Origin of the sequence: Neorhizobium petrolearium (genome assembly GCF_029854435.1) — a bacterium.
Classification (GTDB): Bacteria; Pseudomonadota; Alphaproteobacteria; order Rhizobiales; family Rhizobiaceae; genus Neorhizobium; species Neorhizobium petrolearium.
On sequence record NZ_CP123000.1, the window covers coordinates 3,426,210 to 3,445,010 of the forward strand.

At 62.9% G+C, this 18,801-nt stretch carries 13 protein-coding genes; 8 read left to right on the forward strand and 5 right to left on the reverse strand.

Features of this window, described 5'->3' with window-relative positions; translation table 11 throughout:
- The first annotated feature begins 41 nt into the window (after nucleotides 1–41).
- From QEO92_RS16965 to QEO92_RS16985, 5 genes are read left to right on the forward strand one after another with little or no spacing between them, the layout of a single operon-like run.
- Nucleotides 42–2,504, forward strand: a complete 2,463-nt coding sequence (locus QEO92_RS16965; RefSeq protein ID WP_227703797.1) for a glycogen/starch/alpha-glucan phosphorylase — start codon at nucleotides 42–44, stop codon at nucleotides 2,502–2,504.
- The gene (glgB, locus tag QEO92_RS16970) at nucleotides 2,504–4,720 is read left to right on the forward strand and encodes a 1,4-alpha-glucan branching protein GlgB (protein ID WP_037155865.1); all 2,217 of its coding nucleotides are present in this window, start codon (nucleotides 2,504–2,506) and stop codon (nucleotides 4,718–4,720) included. The genes QEO92_RS16965 and glgB overlap by 1 nt, the downstream gene beginning before the upstream one ends.
- Before the next feature lie 18 nt (nucleotides 4,721–4,738).
- Entirely contained in the window at nucleotides 4,739–6,001 is a 1,263-nt protein-coding gene (gene glgC, locus QEO92_RS16975) for a glucose-1-phosphate adenylyltransferase (protein WP_037155862.1), read from the forward strand.
- Nucleotides 6,002–6,020: 19 nt separating this feature from the next.
- Nucleotides 6,021–7,478: a glycogen synthase GlgA gene (gene glgA, locus QEO92_RS16980; protein ID WP_037155859.1), complete on the forward strand. Its 1,458-nt coding sequence runs from the start codon at nucleotides 6,021–6,023 to the stop codon at nucleotides 7,476–7,478.
- A gap of 2 nt (nucleotides 7,479–7,480) precedes the next feature.
- Nucleotides 7,481–9,109, forward strand: coding sequence for an alpha-D-glucose phosphate-specific phosphoglucomutase (locus QEO92_RS16985; RefSeq protein ID WP_227703798.1), 1,629 nt, complete (start codon nucleotides 7,481–7,483; stop codon nucleotides 9,107–9,109).
- A gap of 179 nt (nucleotides 9,110–9,288) precedes the next feature.
- Here the strand turns inward: QEO92_RS16985 and QEO92_RS16990 are convergent, their stop codons facing one another.
- Nucleotides 9,289–9,726, reverse strand: a complete 438-nt coding sequence (locus QEO92_RS16990; RefSeq protein ID WP_037155857.1) for an FKBP-type peptidyl-prolyl cis-trans isomerase — start codon at nucleotides 9,724–9,726, stop codon at nucleotides 9,289–9,291.
- A gap of 296 nt (nucleotides 9,727–10,022) precedes the next feature.
- Here QEO92_RS16990 and glgX point away from each other — a divergent pair, with 296 nt between their 5' ends.
- From glgX to QEO92_RS17005, 3 genes are all read left to right on the forward strand, one after another.
- Nucleotides 10,023–11,969: a glycogen debranching protein GlgX gene (gene glgX / locus QEO92_RS16995; protein WP_227703799.1), complete on the forward strand. Its 1,947-nt coding sequence runs from the start codon at nucleotides 10,023–10,025 to the stop codon at nucleotides 11,967–11,969.
- A gap of 138 nt (nucleotides 11,970–12,107) precedes the next feature.
- Nucleotides 12,108–12,593, forward strand: coding sequence for a MaoC family dehydratase (locus tag QEO92_RS17000; protein ID WP_037155853.1), 486 nt, complete (start codon nucleotides 12,108–12,110; stop codon nucleotides 12,591–12,593).
- Nucleotides 12,594–12,596: 3 nt separating this feature from the next.
- Nucleotides 12,597–13,649: a DUF2332 domain-containing protein gene (locus QEO92_RS17005; protein ID WP_227703800.1), complete on the forward strand. Its 1,053-nt coding sequence runs from the start codon at nucleotides 12,597–12,599 to the stop codon at nucleotides 13,647–13,649.
- A 36-nt stretch (nucleotides 13,650–13,685) separates the two neighbouring features.
- Here the strand turns inward: QEO92_RS17005 and QEO92_RS17010 are convergent, their stop codons facing one another.
- The 4 genes from QEO92_RS17010 to QEO92_RS17025 all read right to left on the reverse strand — a co-directional run bounded on the left by QEO92_RS17010 (nucleotide 13,686) and on the right by QEO92_RS17025 (nucleotide 18,664).
- On the reverse strand, nucleotides 13,686–14,465 hold the full coding sequence (locus tag QEO92_RS17010; protein ID WP_037155848.1) for an alpha/beta fold hydrolase: 780 nt from the start codon (nucleotides 14,463–14,465) through the stop codon (nucleotides 13,686–13,688).
- Between the two features lie 341 nt (nucleotides 14,466–14,806).
- Nucleotides 14,807–15,355 carry a sarcosine oxidase subunit gamma gene (locus QEO92_RS17015; RefSeq protein ID WP_227703801.1) on the reverse strand — a complete coding sequence of 183 codons (549 nt, stop codon included), beginning with the start codon at nucleotides 15,353–15,355 and terminating at the stop codon, nucleotides 14,807–14,809.
- Nucleotides 15,348–18,326 carry a sarcosine oxidase subunit alpha gene (locus tag QEO92_RS17020; RefSeq protein WP_227703802.1) on the reverse strand — a complete coding sequence of 993 codons (2,979 nt, stop codon included), beginning with the start codon at nucleotides 18,324–18,326 and terminating at the stop codon, nucleotides 15,348–15,350. Before QEO92_RS17020 ends, QEO92_RS17015 begins: the two co-directional genes overlap by 8 nt.
- Complete coding sequence (locus QEO92_RS17025) at nucleotides 18,323–18,664, reverse strand: sarcosine oxidase subunit delta (protein ID WP_227703803.1); 342 nt, start codon at nucleotides 18,662–18,664, stop codon at nucleotides 18,323–18,325. Before QEO92_RS17025 ends, QEO92_RS17020 begins: the two co-directional genes overlap by 4 nt.
- Nucleotides 18,665–18,801: the final 137 nt, after the last annotated feature.

An 18,801-nucleotide genomic window follows, 5' to 3' on the forward strand; every position in this document is an offset into this window, starting at 1 on the left:
TCGGACGCTATCCTCCCGCTCCACCAGAAAGTTGGCGATATATGAACAGAACGTCTCCCACCGTTGAAATCCCCCAGCCGGCTCCCCGCAGTTCCCGCCCCGAAATCATGGCGGAAGAGATCATTGAGCGCCTGACCTACCGCATCGGCAAGGACGCCAAGGTGGCGAAGCCCCACGACTGGCTGACGGCGACGATCCTGGTGGTGCGCGACCGCATCATCGACAAGTGGATGGAAAGTACCCGCAAGGTCTACCGCACCGGTGACAAGCGCGTCTATTACCTCTCGCTCGAATTCCTGATCGGCCGGCTGATGCGCGATGCCGTCACCAATATGGGCCTGATGACGGAAATCCGCGACGCGCTTACCTCGCTCGGCGTCGATATCGACGTGATCGCCGGCCTCGAACCGGATGCGGCGCTCGGCAATGGCGGCCTCGGCCGTCTTGCCGCCTGTTTCATGGAGAGCATGGCGACGGTCGACATCCCGGCTTACGGCTACGGCATCCGTTACGTCCACGGCCTCTTCCGCCAGCAGATGGCGGACGGCTGGCAGGTGGAACTGCCGGAAACCTGGCTTGCCCACGGCAACCCCTGGGAATTCGAGCGCCGGGAAAGCTCCTACGAGATCGGCTACGGCGGCACGGTCGAGACGGTCGGCGGTTATGACGACCCGTCCCGTTATGTCTGGAAGCCGGCCGAACGCGTCATCGCCACGGCCTATGACACGCCGATCGTCGGCTGGCGCGGAAAGCGCGTCAACACGCTGCGCCTCTGGTCGGCCCAGCCGATCGATCCGATCCTGCTCGACGCGTTCAATGCCGGCGACCATATCGGCGCGCTGCGCGAGAGCAACAAGGCGGAAAGCCTGACCCGCGTCCTCTATCCGGCGGACGCCAATCCGGCCGGCCAGGAATTGCGCCTGCGCCAGGAGTTCTTCTTCTCCTCCGCCTCACTCCAGGACATCTTGCGCCGCCACCTGCAGCAATATCCGGATTTCACCAACCTGCATGAGAAGGTGGCGATCCAGCTCAACGACACCCACCCGGCCGTGTCGATCACCGAGATGATGCGGCTTTTGACCGACATCCACGGCATGGATTTCGAGCAGGCCTGGGAAATCACCCGTCAGACCTTCTCCTACACCAACCACACGCTCCTGCCTGAGGCGCTGGAAAGCTGGCCGGTGCCGCTCTTCGAACGGCTTTTGCCGCGCCATATGCAGATCATCTACGCGATCAACGCGCAGATCCTGCTGGAAGCCCGCAAGCAGAAAAGCTTCTCCGAGACCCAGATCCGCTCGATCTCGCTGATCGACGAGAACGCCGAGCGGCGTGTGCGCATGGGCAATCTCGCCTTCGTCGGCTCGCATTCGGTAAACGGCGTCTCGGCGCTGCATACCGACCTCATGAAGGAAACCGTCTTCGCCGACCTGCACACGCTCTATCCGGCCCGCATCAACAACAAGACCAACGGGATTACGCCGCGCCGCTGGCTGATGCAGTGCAATTCCGGTCTGACCTCACTGATCGAGGAAGCCATCGGCGACAAGTTCCTCGATGACACGGAGGCGCTCAAGGCGCTCGATGCTCACGCCGATGACCCTGCCTTCCAGGAGAAATTCGCCGCCGTCAAACGAGCGAACAAGGTGCAGCTCGCCAATCTCGTCGGCAGCCGCATGGGGATAAGGCTCGATCCCTCCGCCATGTTCGACATCCAGATCAAGCGTATCCACGAATACAAGCGCCAGCTTCTGAATATCGTCGAGGCTGTCGCGCTCTACGACCAGATCCGCTCGCATCCGGAACTCGACTGGGTGCCGCGTGTGAAACTTTTCGCCGGCAAGGCGGCGCCGAGCTATCACAACGCCAAGCTGATCATCAAGCTTGCCAACGACGTCGCACGCACCATCAACAACGACCCGGCGGTGCGTGGCCTCCTGAAGGTCGTCTTCGTGCCGAACTACAATGTCTCGCTCGCCGAGATCATGGTTCCGGCCGCCGATCTTTCCGAGCAGATCTCCACGGCCGGCATGGAAGCCTCCGGCACCGGCAACATGAAGTTCGCGCTGAATGGCGCGCTGACGATCGGTACGCTCGACGGCGCGAATGTCGAGATGCGCGATTACGTCGGCGAGGACAATATCGTCATCTTCGGCCTCAAGGCCGACGAGGTCGCCAAGGTCCGCGCCGACGGCCACAACCCGCGCGCCATCATCGACAGATCCCCGGAACTCGCCCAGGCCCTGAACGCCATCGCATCCGGTGTCTTCTCGCCGGACGACCGCTCGCGCTTCTCCGATCTGATCGATGGCATCTACAATCACGACTGGTTCATGGTCGCTGCCGACTTCGACGCCTATGCGGCAGCCCAGCGCAGTGTTGACCAGCTCTGGCTCGACCCTAAATCCTGGTATTCGAAGACGATTCGAAATACTGCCCGGATGGGATGGTTCTCCTCTGACAGAACTATTCGCCAATACGCGTCGGAGATCTGGAGAGCCTGATGACGAAATCGCCGCGCGTCCTCGATGACGGAAGAGCCCCAGGCGAAATTCCATCATCCGAGATCGAGGCGATTTTGGAAGGCAGGCACGCCAACCCATTCGCCGTCCTTGGGCTTCACAAGCTGAAGGACGGCTTCAGGGTCCGCTGCTTCATTCCAGGCGCCGAAGCCGTCACCGCGCTCTCCCTCAACGGAACGGAGCTCGGCGAACTCACCTGCCGCCATGAGGCCGGATATTTCGAAGGCCCCGTCAACGCCTCCCACCTCCAGCCGGTCCGTTACCGCGCTCGCCGCGGCGACAACGAATGGGCCGTCACCGACCCCTACAGTTTCGGTCCCGTGCTCGGCCCCATGGACGACTATTTCGTCCGCGAGGGTTCACACCTGCGCCTCTTCGACAAGATGGGCGCCCATCAGATGAAGCACGAGGGCGTCGAGGGCTTCCATTTCGCCGTCTGGGCGCCGAATGCGAAACGAGTCTCCGTCGTCGGCGACTTCAACAACTGGGACGGCCGCCGCCACGTGATGCGGCTGAGGGTCGATACCGGCATATGGGAAATCTTCGCGCCGGACGTCTCGGCCGGCTCTGCCTACAAGTTCGAAATCGTCGGCAAGAACGGCAAGCTCCTGCCGCTGAAGGCGGATCCCTATGCACGCCGCGCCGAGATGAGACCGGACACCGCCTCGGTCACCGCACCGGAACTCCTGCAGAAATGGGAGGATGCGGCCCACCGGGAATTCTGGGAAAAGGCCGACCATCGCCGCCAGCCGATCACCATCTACGAGGTGCATGCGGGCTCATGGCGCCGCAAGCCGGACGGCTCCTTCCTCACCTGGGACGAGCTCGGCGCCGAACTCATCCCCTATTGCGTCGACATGGGCTTCACCCATATCGAATTCCTGCCCGTTACCGAACATCCCTATGATCCCTCCTGGGGCTACCAGACGACCGGGCTCTTCGCGCCGACCGCCCGTTTCGGCGAACCGGAAGGTTTCGCCCGCTTCGTCAACGGCTGCCACAAGGTCGGCATCGGCGTCATCCTCGACTGGGTGCCCGCGCATTTCCCGACGGATGAGCACGGTCTGCGCTTCTTCGACGGCACCGCTCTTTACGAACATGCCGATCCGCGTCAGGGGTTCCATCCGGACTGGAACACCGCGATCTACAACTTCGGCCGCATCGAAGTCCTCTCCTACCTCATCAACAACGCGCTCTACTGGGCGGAGAAGTTCCATCTCGACGGCCTGCGTGTCGATGCTGTCGCCTCCATGCTCTATCTCGACTATTCGCGGAAGGAAGGCGAATGGGTGCCGAACGAATATGGCGGGCGGGAAAACCTGGAAGCCGTCCGCTTCCTGCAGAAGATGAACACGCTCTCCTATGGCGCCCATCCCGGCATGATGACGATCGCCGAGGAGAGCACCTCCTGGCCGAAGGTTTCCCAGCCCGTCCACGAAGGCGGCCTCGGTTTCGGCTTCAAGTGGAACATGGGCTTCATGCACGACACGCTGAGCTATCTGGCGCGCGAACCCGTCTACCGCAAGCACCACCACAGCGAGATCACCTTCGGCCTCATCTACGCCTTTTCGGAAAATTTCGTGCTGCCGCTCTCCCATGACGAGGTGGTGCATGGAAAGGGTTCGCTGATCGCCAAGATGGCCGGCGACGACTGGCAGAAATTCGCCAACCTGCGCGCCTATTACGCCTTCATGTGGGGTTATCCGGGCAAGAAGCTGCTCTTCATGGGCCAGGAATTTGCCCAGTGGAGCGAATGGAGCGAGGCCCGCGAACTCGACTGGAATCTTTTGGCTTACCATCCGCATGAAGGCATGCGCCGCCTGATCCGGGACTTGAACTTCTGTTACCGCTCCAAGCCTGCACTGCATGCCCGCGACTGCGAAGGCGACGGCTTCCGCTGGCTGATCGTCGACGATGCGGAAAATTCCGTCTTCGCCTGGCTTCGGATGGCGCCGGGAGAAAAGCCGGTGGCGGTGATCAGCAACTTCACCCCCGTCTATCGGGAAAATTTCCGCATCCCCTTGCCAAACGAGGGAAGATGGCGGGAAATCCTCAATACCGATGCCGAGATCTACGGCGGCAGCGGCAAGGGCAATGGCGGCCGCGTTCAGGCGGTGAACGCGGGAGGAGCCGTCCATGCCGAAGTCACGCTGCCGCCGCTGGCAACGCTGATGCTGGAATTGGAACAACAGGCCTAGTGGAATAGGGAGGAGAATATGAACGAGAAGCGAATTCAGCCCCTTTCGCGCGACGCGATGGCCTATGTGCTGGCCGGCGGACGCGGCAGCCGATTGAAGGAACTGACCGACCGCCGCGCCAAGCCGGCCGTCTATTTCGGCGGCAAGGCACGCATCATCGATTTCGCCCTCTCCAATGCCCTGAATTCCGGCATCCGCCGCATCGGCGTCGCGACGCAATACAAGGCCCATTCGCTGATCCGCCACATGCAGCGCGGCTGGAACTTCTTCCGCCCCGAGCGCAACGAAAGCTTCGACATCCTGCCCGCCTCACAGCGCGTTTCGGAAACGCAATGGTACGAAGGCACCGCCGACGCGGTCTACCAGAACATGGATATCATCGAGGCCTATGCGCCCGAATACATGGTCATCCTCGCCGGCGACCACGTCTACAAGATGGACTACGAATACATGCTCCAGCAGCATGTCGATTCCGGCGCGGACGTCACCGTCGGCTGCCTGGAAGTGCCCCGCATGGAGGCGACCGGCTTCGGCGTCATGCATGTCAACGAAAAGGACGAGATCATCGCTTTCGTGGAAAAGCCCGCCGATCCGCCCGGCATTCCGGGCAATCCGGAATTCGCGCTTGCGTCGATGGGCATCTATGTCTTCCACACCAGGCTCCTGATGGAAGCCCTGAAGCGCGATGCCGAAACGCCCGGCTCCAACCGCGATTTCGGCAAGGACATCATTCCCTACATCGTCAATAACGGTAAGGCGGTCGCCCACCGCTTCGCCAATTCCTGCGTCCGCTCCGATTTCGAACGTGAGCCCTACTGGCGCGACGTCGGCACGGTCGATGCCTACTGGCAGGCCAATATCGACTTGACCGCCGTCACCCCCGAACTCGACATCTACGACAAGTCCTGGCCGATCTGGACCTATGCGGAAATCACCCCGCCGGCCAAGTTCGTGCATGACGACGAGGACCGCCGCGGCTCGGCCATCTCCTCCGTCGTCTCCGGCGATTGCATCATCTCCGGCTCGACGCTTTACAACAGCCTTCTCTTCACCGGCGTGCGTGCAAATTCCTATTCCCGCCTTGAAGGCGCCGTCATTCTCCCGAATGTCCGCATCGGCCGGCGTGCGCAGCTTCGCAATGTCGTCATCGATCACGGTGTAACCATTCCCGAGGGACTGGTGGTCGGCGAAGACCCGGAACTCGATGCGAAGCGCTTCCGCCGCACCGAGAGCGGCATTTGCCTGATCACCCAGGCGATGATCGACAAACTGGATTTATGAGACGGAGTTCAGGGGTTTAATGCAGGTTCTTTCGGTTGCGTCGGAGGTCTATCCGCTCATCAAGACAGGAGGGCTTGCCGATGTCGCCGGCGCGCTACCGCTTGCCCTGAAAGGCTACGGCGTATCGGTGAAGACGCTGATGCCGGGTTATCCGGCGGTGATGCGGATGGTGGAGAACGCAACGGTCCGGATGAGTTTCGAGAGCCTGCTCGGCGCCAAGGCCGACGTGCTCGAAGTCGAACATCAGGGGCTCGACCTGCTGATCCTCGATTCACCGACCTTCTTCGACCGCCCCGGCGGGCCTTATGCCGATGCCACCGGCAAGGACCATTTCGACAACTGGCGGCGTTTTGCGGCTCTTTCCAAGGCTGGCGCCATCATCGCCCAGGGCGGCATGGCCCAGGGAGAATCAGGCTGGCAGCCGGATATCGTTCACGTGCATGACTGGCAGGCGGCCATGGTGCCGGCCTACATGCGTTACGCCGCCGAACCCGAAATCCCGACGCTTGTCACCATCCACAACATCGCCTTCCAGGGCCAGTTCGGCGCCGACATCTTCCCCTATCTCGAACTGCCGCCGCATGCCTTCGGTATCGGCGGCGTCGAATATTTCGGCGGCGTCGGTTATCTGAAGGCCGGACTGCAGACGGGCTGGGCGATCAGCACGGTCAGTCCGTCCTATGCCGAGGAAATCCTCACGCCCGAATTCGGCATGGGGCTCGAAGGCCTGCTCGCCTATCGCGCCGCCGATCTGCACGGCATCGTCAACGGCATCGACACCGGCATCTGGAACCCGGCCACGGACACGGCCGTCAAGGCGAATTACACCGCCGCGTCGCTCAAGACCCGCGCCGAGAACAAGCGGGCAGTCGCCGAGCGTTTCGGCCTGATCGAGGACGATGGCCCGCTCTTTTGCGTCATCTCGCGGCTCACCTGGCAGAAGGGCATGGACCTTCTGGCGGAAGCGGTCGGCGATCTCGTCGAACTGGGCGCACGGCTTGCCGTGCTCGGCTCGGGCGACCGGGCGCTCGAAAATGCCTTCCATGCTGCCGCCGCCCATCATCCCGGCCGCATTGCCGTTCTCCCCACCTATGACGAGCCGCTGTCGCACCTCATGCAGGCGGGTTCGGATGCCATCATCATTCCCTCGCGCTTCGAGCCTTGCGGGCTCACCCAGCTCTATGGTCTTCGCTACGGCTGCATTCCCGTCGTTGCCCGAACAGGTGGCCTGAACGATACTGTCATCGACGCAAGCCATGCGGCACTCGCCGCCAAAACCGCGACCGGCGTCTCATTCGGCCCCGTCACCGCCGGCAATCTGCGCCGAGCGCTCCGCCGCGCAGTCCGGCTCTACCGCGATCCGAAGGTCTGGACCGCCATGCAGAAGCAGGGCATGAAATCCGACGTCTCCTGGGAAAAAAGCGCCGGTCTTTATGCCGAGCTTTATAAAAATCTCCTTGCAAGAAAAGGATCATGATCATGATCAAGACCGTTCACACAGCCCCCTATCAGGATCAGAAACCGGGCACATCCGGCCTGCGCAAGAAGGTCCCGGTCTTCGCTCAGGAGAACTATGCGGAGAATTTCATCCAGTCGATCTTCGATTCGCTCGAAGGCTTTGAAGGCAAGACGCTGGTGATCGGTGGCGACGGCCGCTACTACAACCGCGAGGTCATCCAGAAGGCGATCAAGATGGCTGCGGCCGCAGGCTTCGGCAAGGTCATGGTCGGCAAGGGCGGCATTCTCTCCACGCCCGCCGCCTCCAACATCATCCGCAAATATCATGCCTTTGGCGGCATCATCCTCTCGGCCAGCCACAATCCCGGCGGCCCGACGGAGGATTTCGGCATCAAGTACAATATCGGCAATGGCGGCCCGGCGCCGGAAAAGATCACCGACGCCATCTTCACGCGCTCCAAGGTGATCGATACCTATAAGATCGCCGACGTGGCCGACGTGGATCTCGACGCGCTCGGCTCCTTCAAGGTCGCCGGCATGCAGGTGGAGGTGATCGACCCGGTCGCCGATTATGCCGACCTGATGGAGCAGCTCTTCGATTTTCCGGCGATCCGCGCATTGATCGCGAGCGGCGTCCATGTCGCCATGGATTCCATGGGCGCCGTCACCGGTCCCTATGCCAAGGAGATCTTCGAAGAACGTCTCGGCGCGCCGGAAGGCTCGGTGCGCAACTTCACGCCGCTGCCGGATTTCGGCGGCCATCATCCGGACCCCAACCTCGTCCATGCCAAGGACCTCTATGACGACGTGATGAGCAAGGACGGCCCGCATTTCGGCGCCGCTTCCGACGGCGACGGCGACCGCAACATGATCGTCGGCAAGGGCATGTTCGTGACCCCTTCCGACAGCCTCGCCATCATCGCCGCCAACGCCACGGTCGCGCCGGGTTATGCCAAGGGCATCGCCGGCATCGCCCGCTCCATGCCGACCAGTGCCGCCGCCGACCGGGTGGCGGAAAAGCTCGGCATCGGGATGTACGAGACACCGACCGGCTGGAAGTTCTTCGGCAACCTCATGGATGCCGGCAAGGTGACGGTCTGCGGCGAGGAAAGCTTCGGCACCGGCTCCGACCACGTGCGCGAGAAGGACGGGCTCTGGGCAATCCTCTTCTGGCTGAACATCATGGCCGCGCGCAACGAAGGCGTCGCCGAAATCGTCAGAAAGCATTGGGCCGAATACGGCCGCAACTACTATTCCCGCCACGATTATGAGGAAGTGAATACCGAAGCCGCCAATAACCTGATGGCCGCGCTGCGGGAGAAGCTCGCAACGCTTCCCGGCAAAACCTTTGGTTCGCTCAAGGTCTCCGCCGCCGACGACTTTGCCTATCACGATCCGATCGACGGCTCGGTCTCGAAGAACCAGGGCATTCGCATTCTCTTCGAGGGTGGTTCGCGCATCGTCCTCCGCCTCTCCGGCACCGGCACGTCCGGCGCGACGATCCGCGTCTATGTGGAGCGCTACGAGCCTGATCCGGCAAAACACGGCATTGACACGCAGGAAGCCTTGGCCGACCTCATCGCCATCGCAGACGAGATTTCGGAACTCAAGAAACGCACCGGCCGCGACAAGCCGAGCGTGATTACCTGATCTTTCTAATATTTGCCCCTCACCCTAACCCTCTCCCCGCTTGCGGGGAGAGGGGACGTGCCTCACGCAACGCCCAATAGGTAGGAAACCGGCGCGGCATATCTCCTTCTCCCCGCCAGCGGGGAGAAGGTGCCGGTAGGCGGATGAGGGGCAAAGCATCCCACCTGCTTACAGGACCCTCACGCCGCCCTGACGATTTCCACCAGTTCGACGTCGAAGACCAGGTCTTTGCCGGCGAAGGGATGGTTGGCGTCGACGGTCACGACCTGCTCGTCGATTTCGGTGACGACGAGCGGGATCGTGTTTCCGTCCGGCGTTCTGGTCTGCAGTTGCAGGCCGGGCTTGAGGTCGATATCCGACGGCACGGCCGAACGGGGAAGCGCGTGGACCTTGGCTGGATCATGCGCTCCGTAGGCCTCTTCAGCCGGCACGGTCACCGTCTGATGGCTGCCGAGTTCCATGCCGTCGATCTCCTTGTCGAGCCCCGAAAGGATCTGACCGGCACCGAGCACGAACTCCAGCGGAGGCTGGCCCGTCGACGAGTCGAACTCGGTGCCGTCGGTGAATTTTCCGATATAGTGAATCCGGACTGTGTCGCCGCTTTTGGCTTGCGTCATCTGTCTGGCCCTCTTTGCCTGAGGTTTGAAGGTGACCGCATACGGGTAACTGAATACGGCCGGCGAAACGGCTTTTTTTCCTTCGACCGGTCCCAAGACTAGGGAAATCGGCCGTCGAATGCAAATTAGGGCGCGGACGGCTTTTCGGCGATAGCCGGCGGCAGATGCTTCTTCACGATGAATTCACCATCAGGAGGGATGCTGGTCGGACGTGATCCGGCGGCTTTCGTCGGATGATCCTCCGGCCGGCCTCGCATGGCGCAACAGGACGGGCGCAACTGGGACTGGACGACCGCATGGTTCTTTCATCGCTCGGAGCAACGCTGACCGCAGACGGCTGTGATTTCGCGATCTGGTCGCATCACGCGTCACGGATCGAGCTCTGTCTCTTCGATGCAGAAGGGAGACGGGAAACCTCCCGCCACCGGCTCGTACGCGGCCGCGATGATATCCATCAGATCTCGGTGCGCGGAGTGATGGAGGGACAGCGCTACGGCTACCGCGCCTGGGGCGCCTATGATCCCGACAAAGGCTCCTGGTTCGATCCGTCCAAGCTTCTCGTTGATCCCTATGCCCGCGAGATCGACCGGCCGTTCCGGCACGATGCAAAACTCTCCCTGTTCGGCGTCGACACCACTGACCTCGTCCCGAAAGCGATCGTCACCCGCGATCCGCTCGCCAAGATCGGCGCGCCGCTCCTGCCGCCGGGCGGTTTCATCTACGAGGTCGCGGTCAAGTCCTTCACCATCCTGCATCCGGCGGTTCCGGAGAAACAACGCGGTACGATCGCAGCACTCGCCCACCCTTCGATCATCTCCCATTTGAAGACGCTCGGCGTCGATGCGGTCGAGCTGATGCCGATCACCGCCTGGATCGACGAACGCCATTTGCCTCGCCTCGGTCTCTCCAACGCCTGGGGCTACAACCCGATCGCCTTCATGGCGCTCGATCCCAGGCTCTGCCCCGGCGGGATGAAGGAACTGCGCGAGACGGTCGCAGCCCTCCATCAGGCGGGCATCGGTGTCATCCTCGATCTCGTCTTCAACCATACCGGTGAGAGCGACCGCCACGGCGCGACGCTCTCCATGCGCGGCCTCGACAACCTGTCCTATTATCGCCATGTGCCCGGCGAGCCGGGGCACCTCGTCAACGACACCGGCACCGGCAACACGGTCGCCTGCGACCATCCTCACGTGCGCCGGCTGATCATCGACACACTCCGGCATTTCGTCCTGCATGCCGGCGTCGATGGCTTCCGGTTCGACCTCGCGCCCGTAATCGGCCGCACGGCCAACGGCTTCGTCCCCGATGGGGAAACTATGAAAGCGATGATTTCCGATGAGGCGCTGAAGGATCGCGTGCTGATCGCCGAGCCGTGGGATATCGGCCCCGGCGGCTACCAGCTCGGCAATTTCCCCGAACCCTTCCTCGAATGGAACGACCGCGCCCGCGACGACATCCGCCGCTTTTGGCGCGGCGACCGCTGGACGACCGGCGCGCTCGCGACAAGGCTCGCCGGCTCGTCGGATATCTTCGCCCGCCACGGCCGTCATTCCACCCGCACGGTCAATTTCCTCGCCGCCCATGACGGCTTCACGCTGATGGATCTCGTCTCGCACGAGAACAAGCACAACGAGGCGAACGGCGAGGAAAACCGCGACGGCCACAACGACAACTTCTCCTGGAACAACGGCGTCGAAGGCGAAACGGACGATCCCGTCATCCTGGAAAAACGCCGCCGCGATGTGTCCGCCCTGCTTTCGACCCTCTTCGTGAGCCGCGGCTTCGTCATGCTCACCATGGGTGACGAGGCCGGCCGCAGCCAACGCGGCAACAACAACGCTTACTGCCAGGACAACGCCATTACCTGGTTCGACTGGTCGAGGATCGACGGCAGGCTGGTGGAGCACACCGCCGCGCTCGCCGCGCTCCGCAAACGCTTTGCGATCTTTGCCGAAACCGGCTTCCTGAACGGCAACGGCGATGTCCAATGGCTCTCAGTGGAAGGTAGGCCGATGGAGGTCGGCGACTGGGACGCCCCCGACAATTCCGTGCTCGGCATGGTGCTCACGACGCACGATCGCCAGGCTGGGAGACCGACCCGGCTTGCCGTCCTCTTCAACCGCGGCCCGGAGCCGGCGACCTTTGCTCTGCCCGGCTGGAACTGGCGGCAATTCCCCTCCCGCGAGCTCTGGAACCAGATGCTTCCCGCCCGCTCCGTCCGCTTCTGCATCGAGGAATGATGCGGTGCAAAAATAATTCGCCAATCGGTCCAAACTCTGTAAAGTCCGCCCGCCGCCAGCGCAGTTCCCGGAGATGAAGTGGAGCGGTTTTCCGCCCGGAACTGCACCAATCGTTCTGGAAGAAATCAGTGAGGTCGCATGCGTGAAATTTCGCTCGTGGAAGTGCCGGGGCTTGTCGGCCAGGAACTCGGCATATCCGACTGGATTCTGGTCGATCAGACGATGATCAACCTGTTTGCCGATGCGACGCACGACCATCAGTTCATCCATGTCGATCCGGAGCGCGCCGCTGCCGAAAGTCCGTTCGGCGGGACGATCGCCCACGGTTTCCTGACGCTCTCGCTTCTGTCGGCGATGAATTTCGGCGGCGTGCCGAAAATCCGCGAACAGACCATGGGCCTCAATTACGGCTTCGACCGCATCCGCTTCATGTCGCCGGTGAAGACCGGCAGCCGCGTCCGCGGCCGTTTCGTGCTTTCCGACTGCCGTTTTCGCGGCGCCGGCATGCTGATGACCACCTACGAGGTGACGGTCGAGATCGAGAACGAGAAGAAGCCGGCGCTGACGGCCAACTGGATCACCATCATCCAGTTCGACCCCAAGGACCGGCCGGAGGGCGTGTGAGCCATGGCGTCCGAAGCTGAGATCAGGCAGGCCTTCCGCGAACAGATCGTTGCCGGCCAGACGCTGGATTCCCCTTTTACCGCCCGCCTCGGCGCGCTGATGGTGGAACGCCTCGACGGCTCCACAACGGTCGGCCGGAGGGTGCTGGCCTGGGAAGGCGACCCCGGCACTCGCGGCGACCTGCTGCCCACCCGGCTTGCCGGCGCTTTGCATGCGCTCGTCATCGACGGCAGGGACGAGGGGCTGAAGGCCGTCTATCCGCCGAACGAGGTCAGCGACGACGCACTCTGGAGCGGCATCATCCATGCCTTCCGCGAACACGAGAACTTCATCCTCGAACGCCTGCGTTTCGCGCCGCAGACGAACGAGGTGCGCCGGTCGAGCGCGCTGCTCGCCGGCTTCCTCACCATCGCCGACCTTTTCGGGAAGCCCCTGGTTCTTTCGGAATTCGGCGCCAGCATGGGCCTCAACCTCAACTGGGACCGCTATCATCACGATCTCGGCGGCTTCCTGTGGGGTGATCCCTCGTCTCCCGTGATGCTGAAGCCTCGTTGGGAGGGCGGGTCGCCGCCGCGTGCCGAGATCGCCGTGCAGGATCGCGCCGGCTGCGACCTGAACCCGCTCGACCCGAACGCGCCCGAAGACAGCCTGCGGCTCCTCTCCTATCTCTGGGCCGACCAGCCCGACCGGGTGGAGCGTACCCGCGCAGCGATCGAAGTCGCCCGTATCAACCATGTCCTGGTCGAAAAGGGCGACGCGCTCGCCTGGCTGAAGGAAAAGCGGCTCGCGAACCTTTTGCCCGGCACCGTACATGTCGTCTACCATTCGATCGCCTGGCAATACCTGCCGCCGGATGCCCGCGCGAGAGGCGAGGCGATCATCGCGGAAGCCGGCAGCCGCGCCACCGAAGACGCCCCCCTCGCCCGCCTTCAGATCGAGATGGACGACAATCCGGACGGTGTGACGCTCAGCCTGCAGATCTGGCCGACCGGCGAACGCCGCGAACTCGGCCGCACCGACCCCCACGGCCGCTGGGTGAAGTGGCGGGGGTGGTGAAACGTCGGAATGCCCGGGTCGGGACCCGGACGCCTCCTATGCCTGATGCCCTGCCGCTTCCAGGATGAGCCGGGTGATCTCCTGCGGGTGAGAGATCAATGACAGATGACTGGCCTTCAACTCGATGGTCCTGGCGCCCATGCGCTTGGCCATGAACCGTTCGAGGTCCGGATTGATCGTCCGGTCTTCCGTCGAAACGGCATAGAAACTCGGTTTCGAACGCCAGGCCGCCTGCGTGGTCTTGCCCGTGAGCAAGGCCTTGTGGAACGGCTGCTGAACCGCGTAAAGCACCTTCGCCTTCGCTTCCGGCAGGTCGCCCGCGAAATCGCGCAGGAACGCGGCCTCGCTCAGACGTCCCTCATCGCCGTCGAAGACGATGCCGGCCGTGGCGGGCGGCGTCGGAAATGTCTTGGCCAGCGCCGTATAGTCCTCGCCCGCATCCGGCGCACGCGCCGCCACGTAGACGAGCGACGAAACGTTGGGGTGCATGCCGGCTTCGGTGACGATCATCCCGGAAAAGGAATGCCCGACCAGGACCGTGGGACCGTCCTGTCGCGCCAGTACGCGTTCGGCGGACGCGACCGCTTCGGGCAATGTCGTCAGAGGATTCTGCACGCTCGTCGCATTGAGGCCGGCTGCCTGCAAACGGCCGATCACCTCGGACCAGCATGATCCGTCGGCAAACAGCCCGTGCACAAGCACGACATTGCGCGCCTTCAGCGGCGCGGAAGGAGCGGCCATGCCGCGGCTCGCGATGAGCGAAGCGGCTGCGCCTGCCACCAGGGCGGACGAAAAGGTACGTCTGTTCATCAGCATTTGCTTTTCTCCAATGATACTCGGCGGGAACGCCCGACCAGGGGTGCGGATAGGGCATGCGTACTGAAGCTCAAAACTTCTGCGGTTCCGGAGACAAAATTGCAGTCACAGGCAGCAAGCCTCTCTTTGCTTCAAGCAAATTCTTCAGAGACTTCCGAGGCCTATTTCGGCCCTACGCGCTTCGAACTTCACGGATGAAATATGCAGGCCGGAAGCTCGTCGTTCTACATTCCTGGAGTATTAATCGGATCATATGAGCAGATGACCGCCGGCATACCTAAGTATACTTGCGGAGGCGCAGAACCATCGAATCCCGCCTCACCGGCAATGATCCGTCCCGCCTAAACCGCTGCGTCCCGCGCGCCTTCAGACAGCAGTCCGAAGGCATAATCCGAAAACGACCGCCAGACCTCTACCCGGAACGCATCCTCTGCGGTCCTGAGTAACACGATCTCCACCTTGCCGAAGACGGTGCGCGAGCATGCGCCAACCGGAAAGGCGGCAAGCGAAAGATCCTGCGGGCAGCCGGTATTGATCGCCGCAGCAGCGCCGGGACCGGAAACCAGGATCGCCGTGTTGCGGTGGGAGATATCCACCGCCGAATGCAGCACGCCGGAATTCTTCGCCGCCTGGATGAGCCCGGTTTCTTCTTCGCCGATCACCAGCCACTCGTCCGGCCCGAGCCAGAGCGCCATGCGGCCGTTTGCCGAAGCGGAGGTCTTCGGCTTCACCGGCAGGTCGAGGGCGAGCGCGCCGGAAAGTGCTGCCACGTCCTCGGGCCTGGCGCGCAGCGAGATGCGTTCGGCCGGCGGCGCCGCTTCGAGGCGGACGGTGGAGGAGCCGCCGTGAACGCCCGAAAGGGGCAGACTACGAATTACTGGATCAGCCATGGATGCGGCCTCCTTGCTTGTCGAAGAACACCATGTCGGTCACTTCCACTTCGATCGTCCTGTCCTTCATCGGCACGTACAGCGTTTCGCCCATGCGAGCTCTTCCGCCGGCAACCAGCGCCAGCGCGATCGAGCGGCCGCAATTTTCCGACCAGTAGGATGAGGTGACATGGCCGAGCATGGTCATCGGCTTCGGCTGGTTCGGATCGGCGACGATCTGCGCCCCCTCTTCCAGCACCTCCGCTGGGTCCTTCGTCAGGAGCCCGACGAGCTGCTTGCGGCCCTCGCGGACGAGGTCGGGCCGCTTCAACCCGCGGATTCCGACGAAATCCGCCTTCTTCTTCGAAACCGCCCAGTCGAGGCCCGCATCGTCCGGCGTCACCGTGCCGTCGGTATCCTGGCCGACGATGATATAGCCCTTCTCGGCGCGCAGCACATGCATGGTCTCGGTGCCGTAGAGGCAGGCGCCCATGTCTTCCGCCCGTTCCCATATCGCCTTCCAGACGGCCGGGCCGTAATCGGCCGGCACGTTGATTTCGTAACCGAGTTCACCGGTAAAGGAGACGCGGAAGAGCCTTGCGGATACGCCCATGACCGAGCATTCCGCCACACTCATATGCGGGAAGGCCTCGTTGGAGAGGTCGACGCCCTCGACAAAGGGCTGGATGATCTCGCGCGCCTTCGGCCCCTGCACGGCGATGACCGCCCATTGCTCGGTGGTCGAGGTGAGCCAGACCCTGAGATGTGGGAATTCCGTCTGGAGATAATCCTCCATGTGATGCAGCACGCGCGGTGCACCGCCGGTCGTGGTCGTCACATGGAACCGGTCTTCGGCAAGCCGCCCGACGACACCGTCGTCATAAACGAAACCATCCTCGCGGGTCATGATTCCGTAGCGGCACTTGCCGGGTTTCAGCGTATCCCAGGCATTCGTGTAGATGAGGTTTAGGAACGCCGCCGCATCCGGCCCGACCACCTCGATCTTGCCGAGCGTCGAACCGTTGAACACGCCCGCCACTTCCCGCACCGTCCGGCATTCGCGGTTGACGGCAGCCAGCATGTCCTCGCCGCGCTTCGGGTAATACCAGGCGCGTTTCCAGTTGCCGACATCCTCGAATTCGGCGCCTTCTGCCGCCTCGAGATCATGCATGGGCGTCCTGCGGGCCGGATCGAAGAGTGGCCCACGTGAATGGGCGACCAGCGTGCCGTAGGTGACCGGCGTGTAAGGCGCGCGGAAGGTGGTGAGCCCCACCTTCGGGATCGGTCGTCCGAGCATTTCCGACGCGATCGCCAGACCATGCATGTTGGAAAGCTTGCCCTGGTCGGAGGCCATGCCGTTGGTGGTGAAGCGCTTGATATGCTCGATCGAATGCATGCCCTCGCGCACCGCAAGGCGGATATCCTTGGCGGTCACATCGTGCTGGAAATCGATGAAGGCCTTCACAACCGTCTCCGGCCCCGCACCTTCCGCCGCGCCGATCATGCCGCCGGTCCATTCGAACCGGTTCTCGCCGGAAAGCGTAAGCGACCCGCCGCCGACGGCGATCGCCTCATCGATCAGGTCGGAAAGGTCGTCCGTGCCGTTGCAGGCGCCGATCGAAACACAATCCTGCGCGTAGATATCCGGCAGGAAGCGCTGGTTCTGCTCATCGAAACGCAGCTTGCCGCGCGACTGCGAGAAGAGATGCACCGATGGTGTCCAGCCCGCCGAGACGATCAGCGCATCGACCGGGATCTTGCGGGCATTCGATCCACCATTGCGGGCAACCGTCATCGAGGAAATGCGCAAGCGTCCCGACGTATTGATGACCGAATGACCGGTGAGGACGTCGATGCCGAGCGAGCGCGCTTCCGCCAGAACCGCATCGCCCGGATGGCTGCGACTGTCGATGATCGCAGCGATCGCCACACCGGCCCGTTTCAGATCGAAGGCCGCCTCGTAAGCCGAGTCATGCGCGGTGTAGACGCCGACATTCTTCCCGACCGCGACGCCGTGATGATTAAGGAAGGTCCGCGCCGCAGAGGCCAGCATGATGCCCGGCCGGTCGTTGTTGGCGAACACCATGTGCCGCTCGATCGCGCCTGTCGCCAGGATGACGCGCTTTGCCCTGACCTGCCACAACCGCTCGCGCGGCAGGTCCCTGCCGGGCCTGGCCAGATGATCGCTCACCCGCTCCACCAGCCCCAGGAAGCCGTGGTTGTAATAGCCGAAGACGGTCGTGCGGGTCAGCACCGTGACGTTCGGCATGGCCTTCAGCTTCGCGGCGAGGCCTTGCGCCCAGTCATAGCCGTTCTGCCCGTCGATCGTCGCCGCCGCATCGAAATGCAGCGCACCGCCGACTTCCGGCTGTTCGTCCACGAGGATGACGGATGCGCCGGTCGAGGCGGCGGAAAGCGCCGCCGTCAGGCCGGCAACGCCTGCGCCGGCAACCAGCACATCGCAATGGGCATAGCGGCTGGCATAGTGATCCGGATCCTCTTCCGTCGGCGCGACGCCGAGGCCGGCGGCGCGGCGGATGAAGGGCTCGTAGAGCTTCGCCCAGGCTTCCTTCGGCCACATGAAGGTCTTGTAGTAGAAGCCGGCCGCGAAGAACGGCGAAAGCAGGTCGTTGAAAGCACTGACATCGAACCTCAGCGACGGCCAGCGGTTCTGCGAGGCAATCTTCGCACCGTCGAACACTTCCTGCACGGTGGCGCGCACGTTCGGCTGGCGGCGGGCAGCGTCGCGCGCAACGTCGATGAGCGCGTTCGGCTCTTCCGCCCCGGCGGAGAGAATACCGCGCGGCCGGTGATACTTGAACGACCGTCCGACGAGATGCACGCCATGCGCCAGGAGCGCCGAGGCGACCGTGTCGCCTTCCATCGCCGTGTAGCTCCTGCCGTCGAAGGTGAAGCGCGCAGTACGCGCCGGCGTCAGGCGGCCGGCACCCTTGATGCGGAAGGCGCCGAGATTATTCGGAGAACCGCTCATCTTGCGTCTCCTTCTGTCGCCTCATAGGTCTCCACGGTCTTCTCGCTGGCGCCGCTTTCCGGCACCGGCTGTTTCGGCAGGCCTGCCTTGTAGGTCATCAGGAATCTGTCGCTCACCGTGTCGCGGGCCGCATTGAAGAAGCGGCCGCATCCATGGATATGCCGCCAGCGCTCGTAGGTGAGGCCCTTTTCATTGTTGCGCAGGAAGAAATATTCCGCGAATTCCTCGTCGGAGATCGCCGCGATATTTTCCGGCCGGGCGATATGCGCCTCGCCGGCCCAGCGGAATTCCAGCTCCGAGCGATCTTCCTCGCAATAAGGGCAATGGATCAAAAGCATGCGGGGCTCCGCAGGGTTTGGGAGGATGAATGTGAGCGAGGCAGGCTCCCACTGATCTCCCCCCTTGAGGGGGAGATGTCACCGAAGGTGACGGAGAGGGGTAGCGACGGTGCGGCAAAGACAGTTGCCGGCGAATA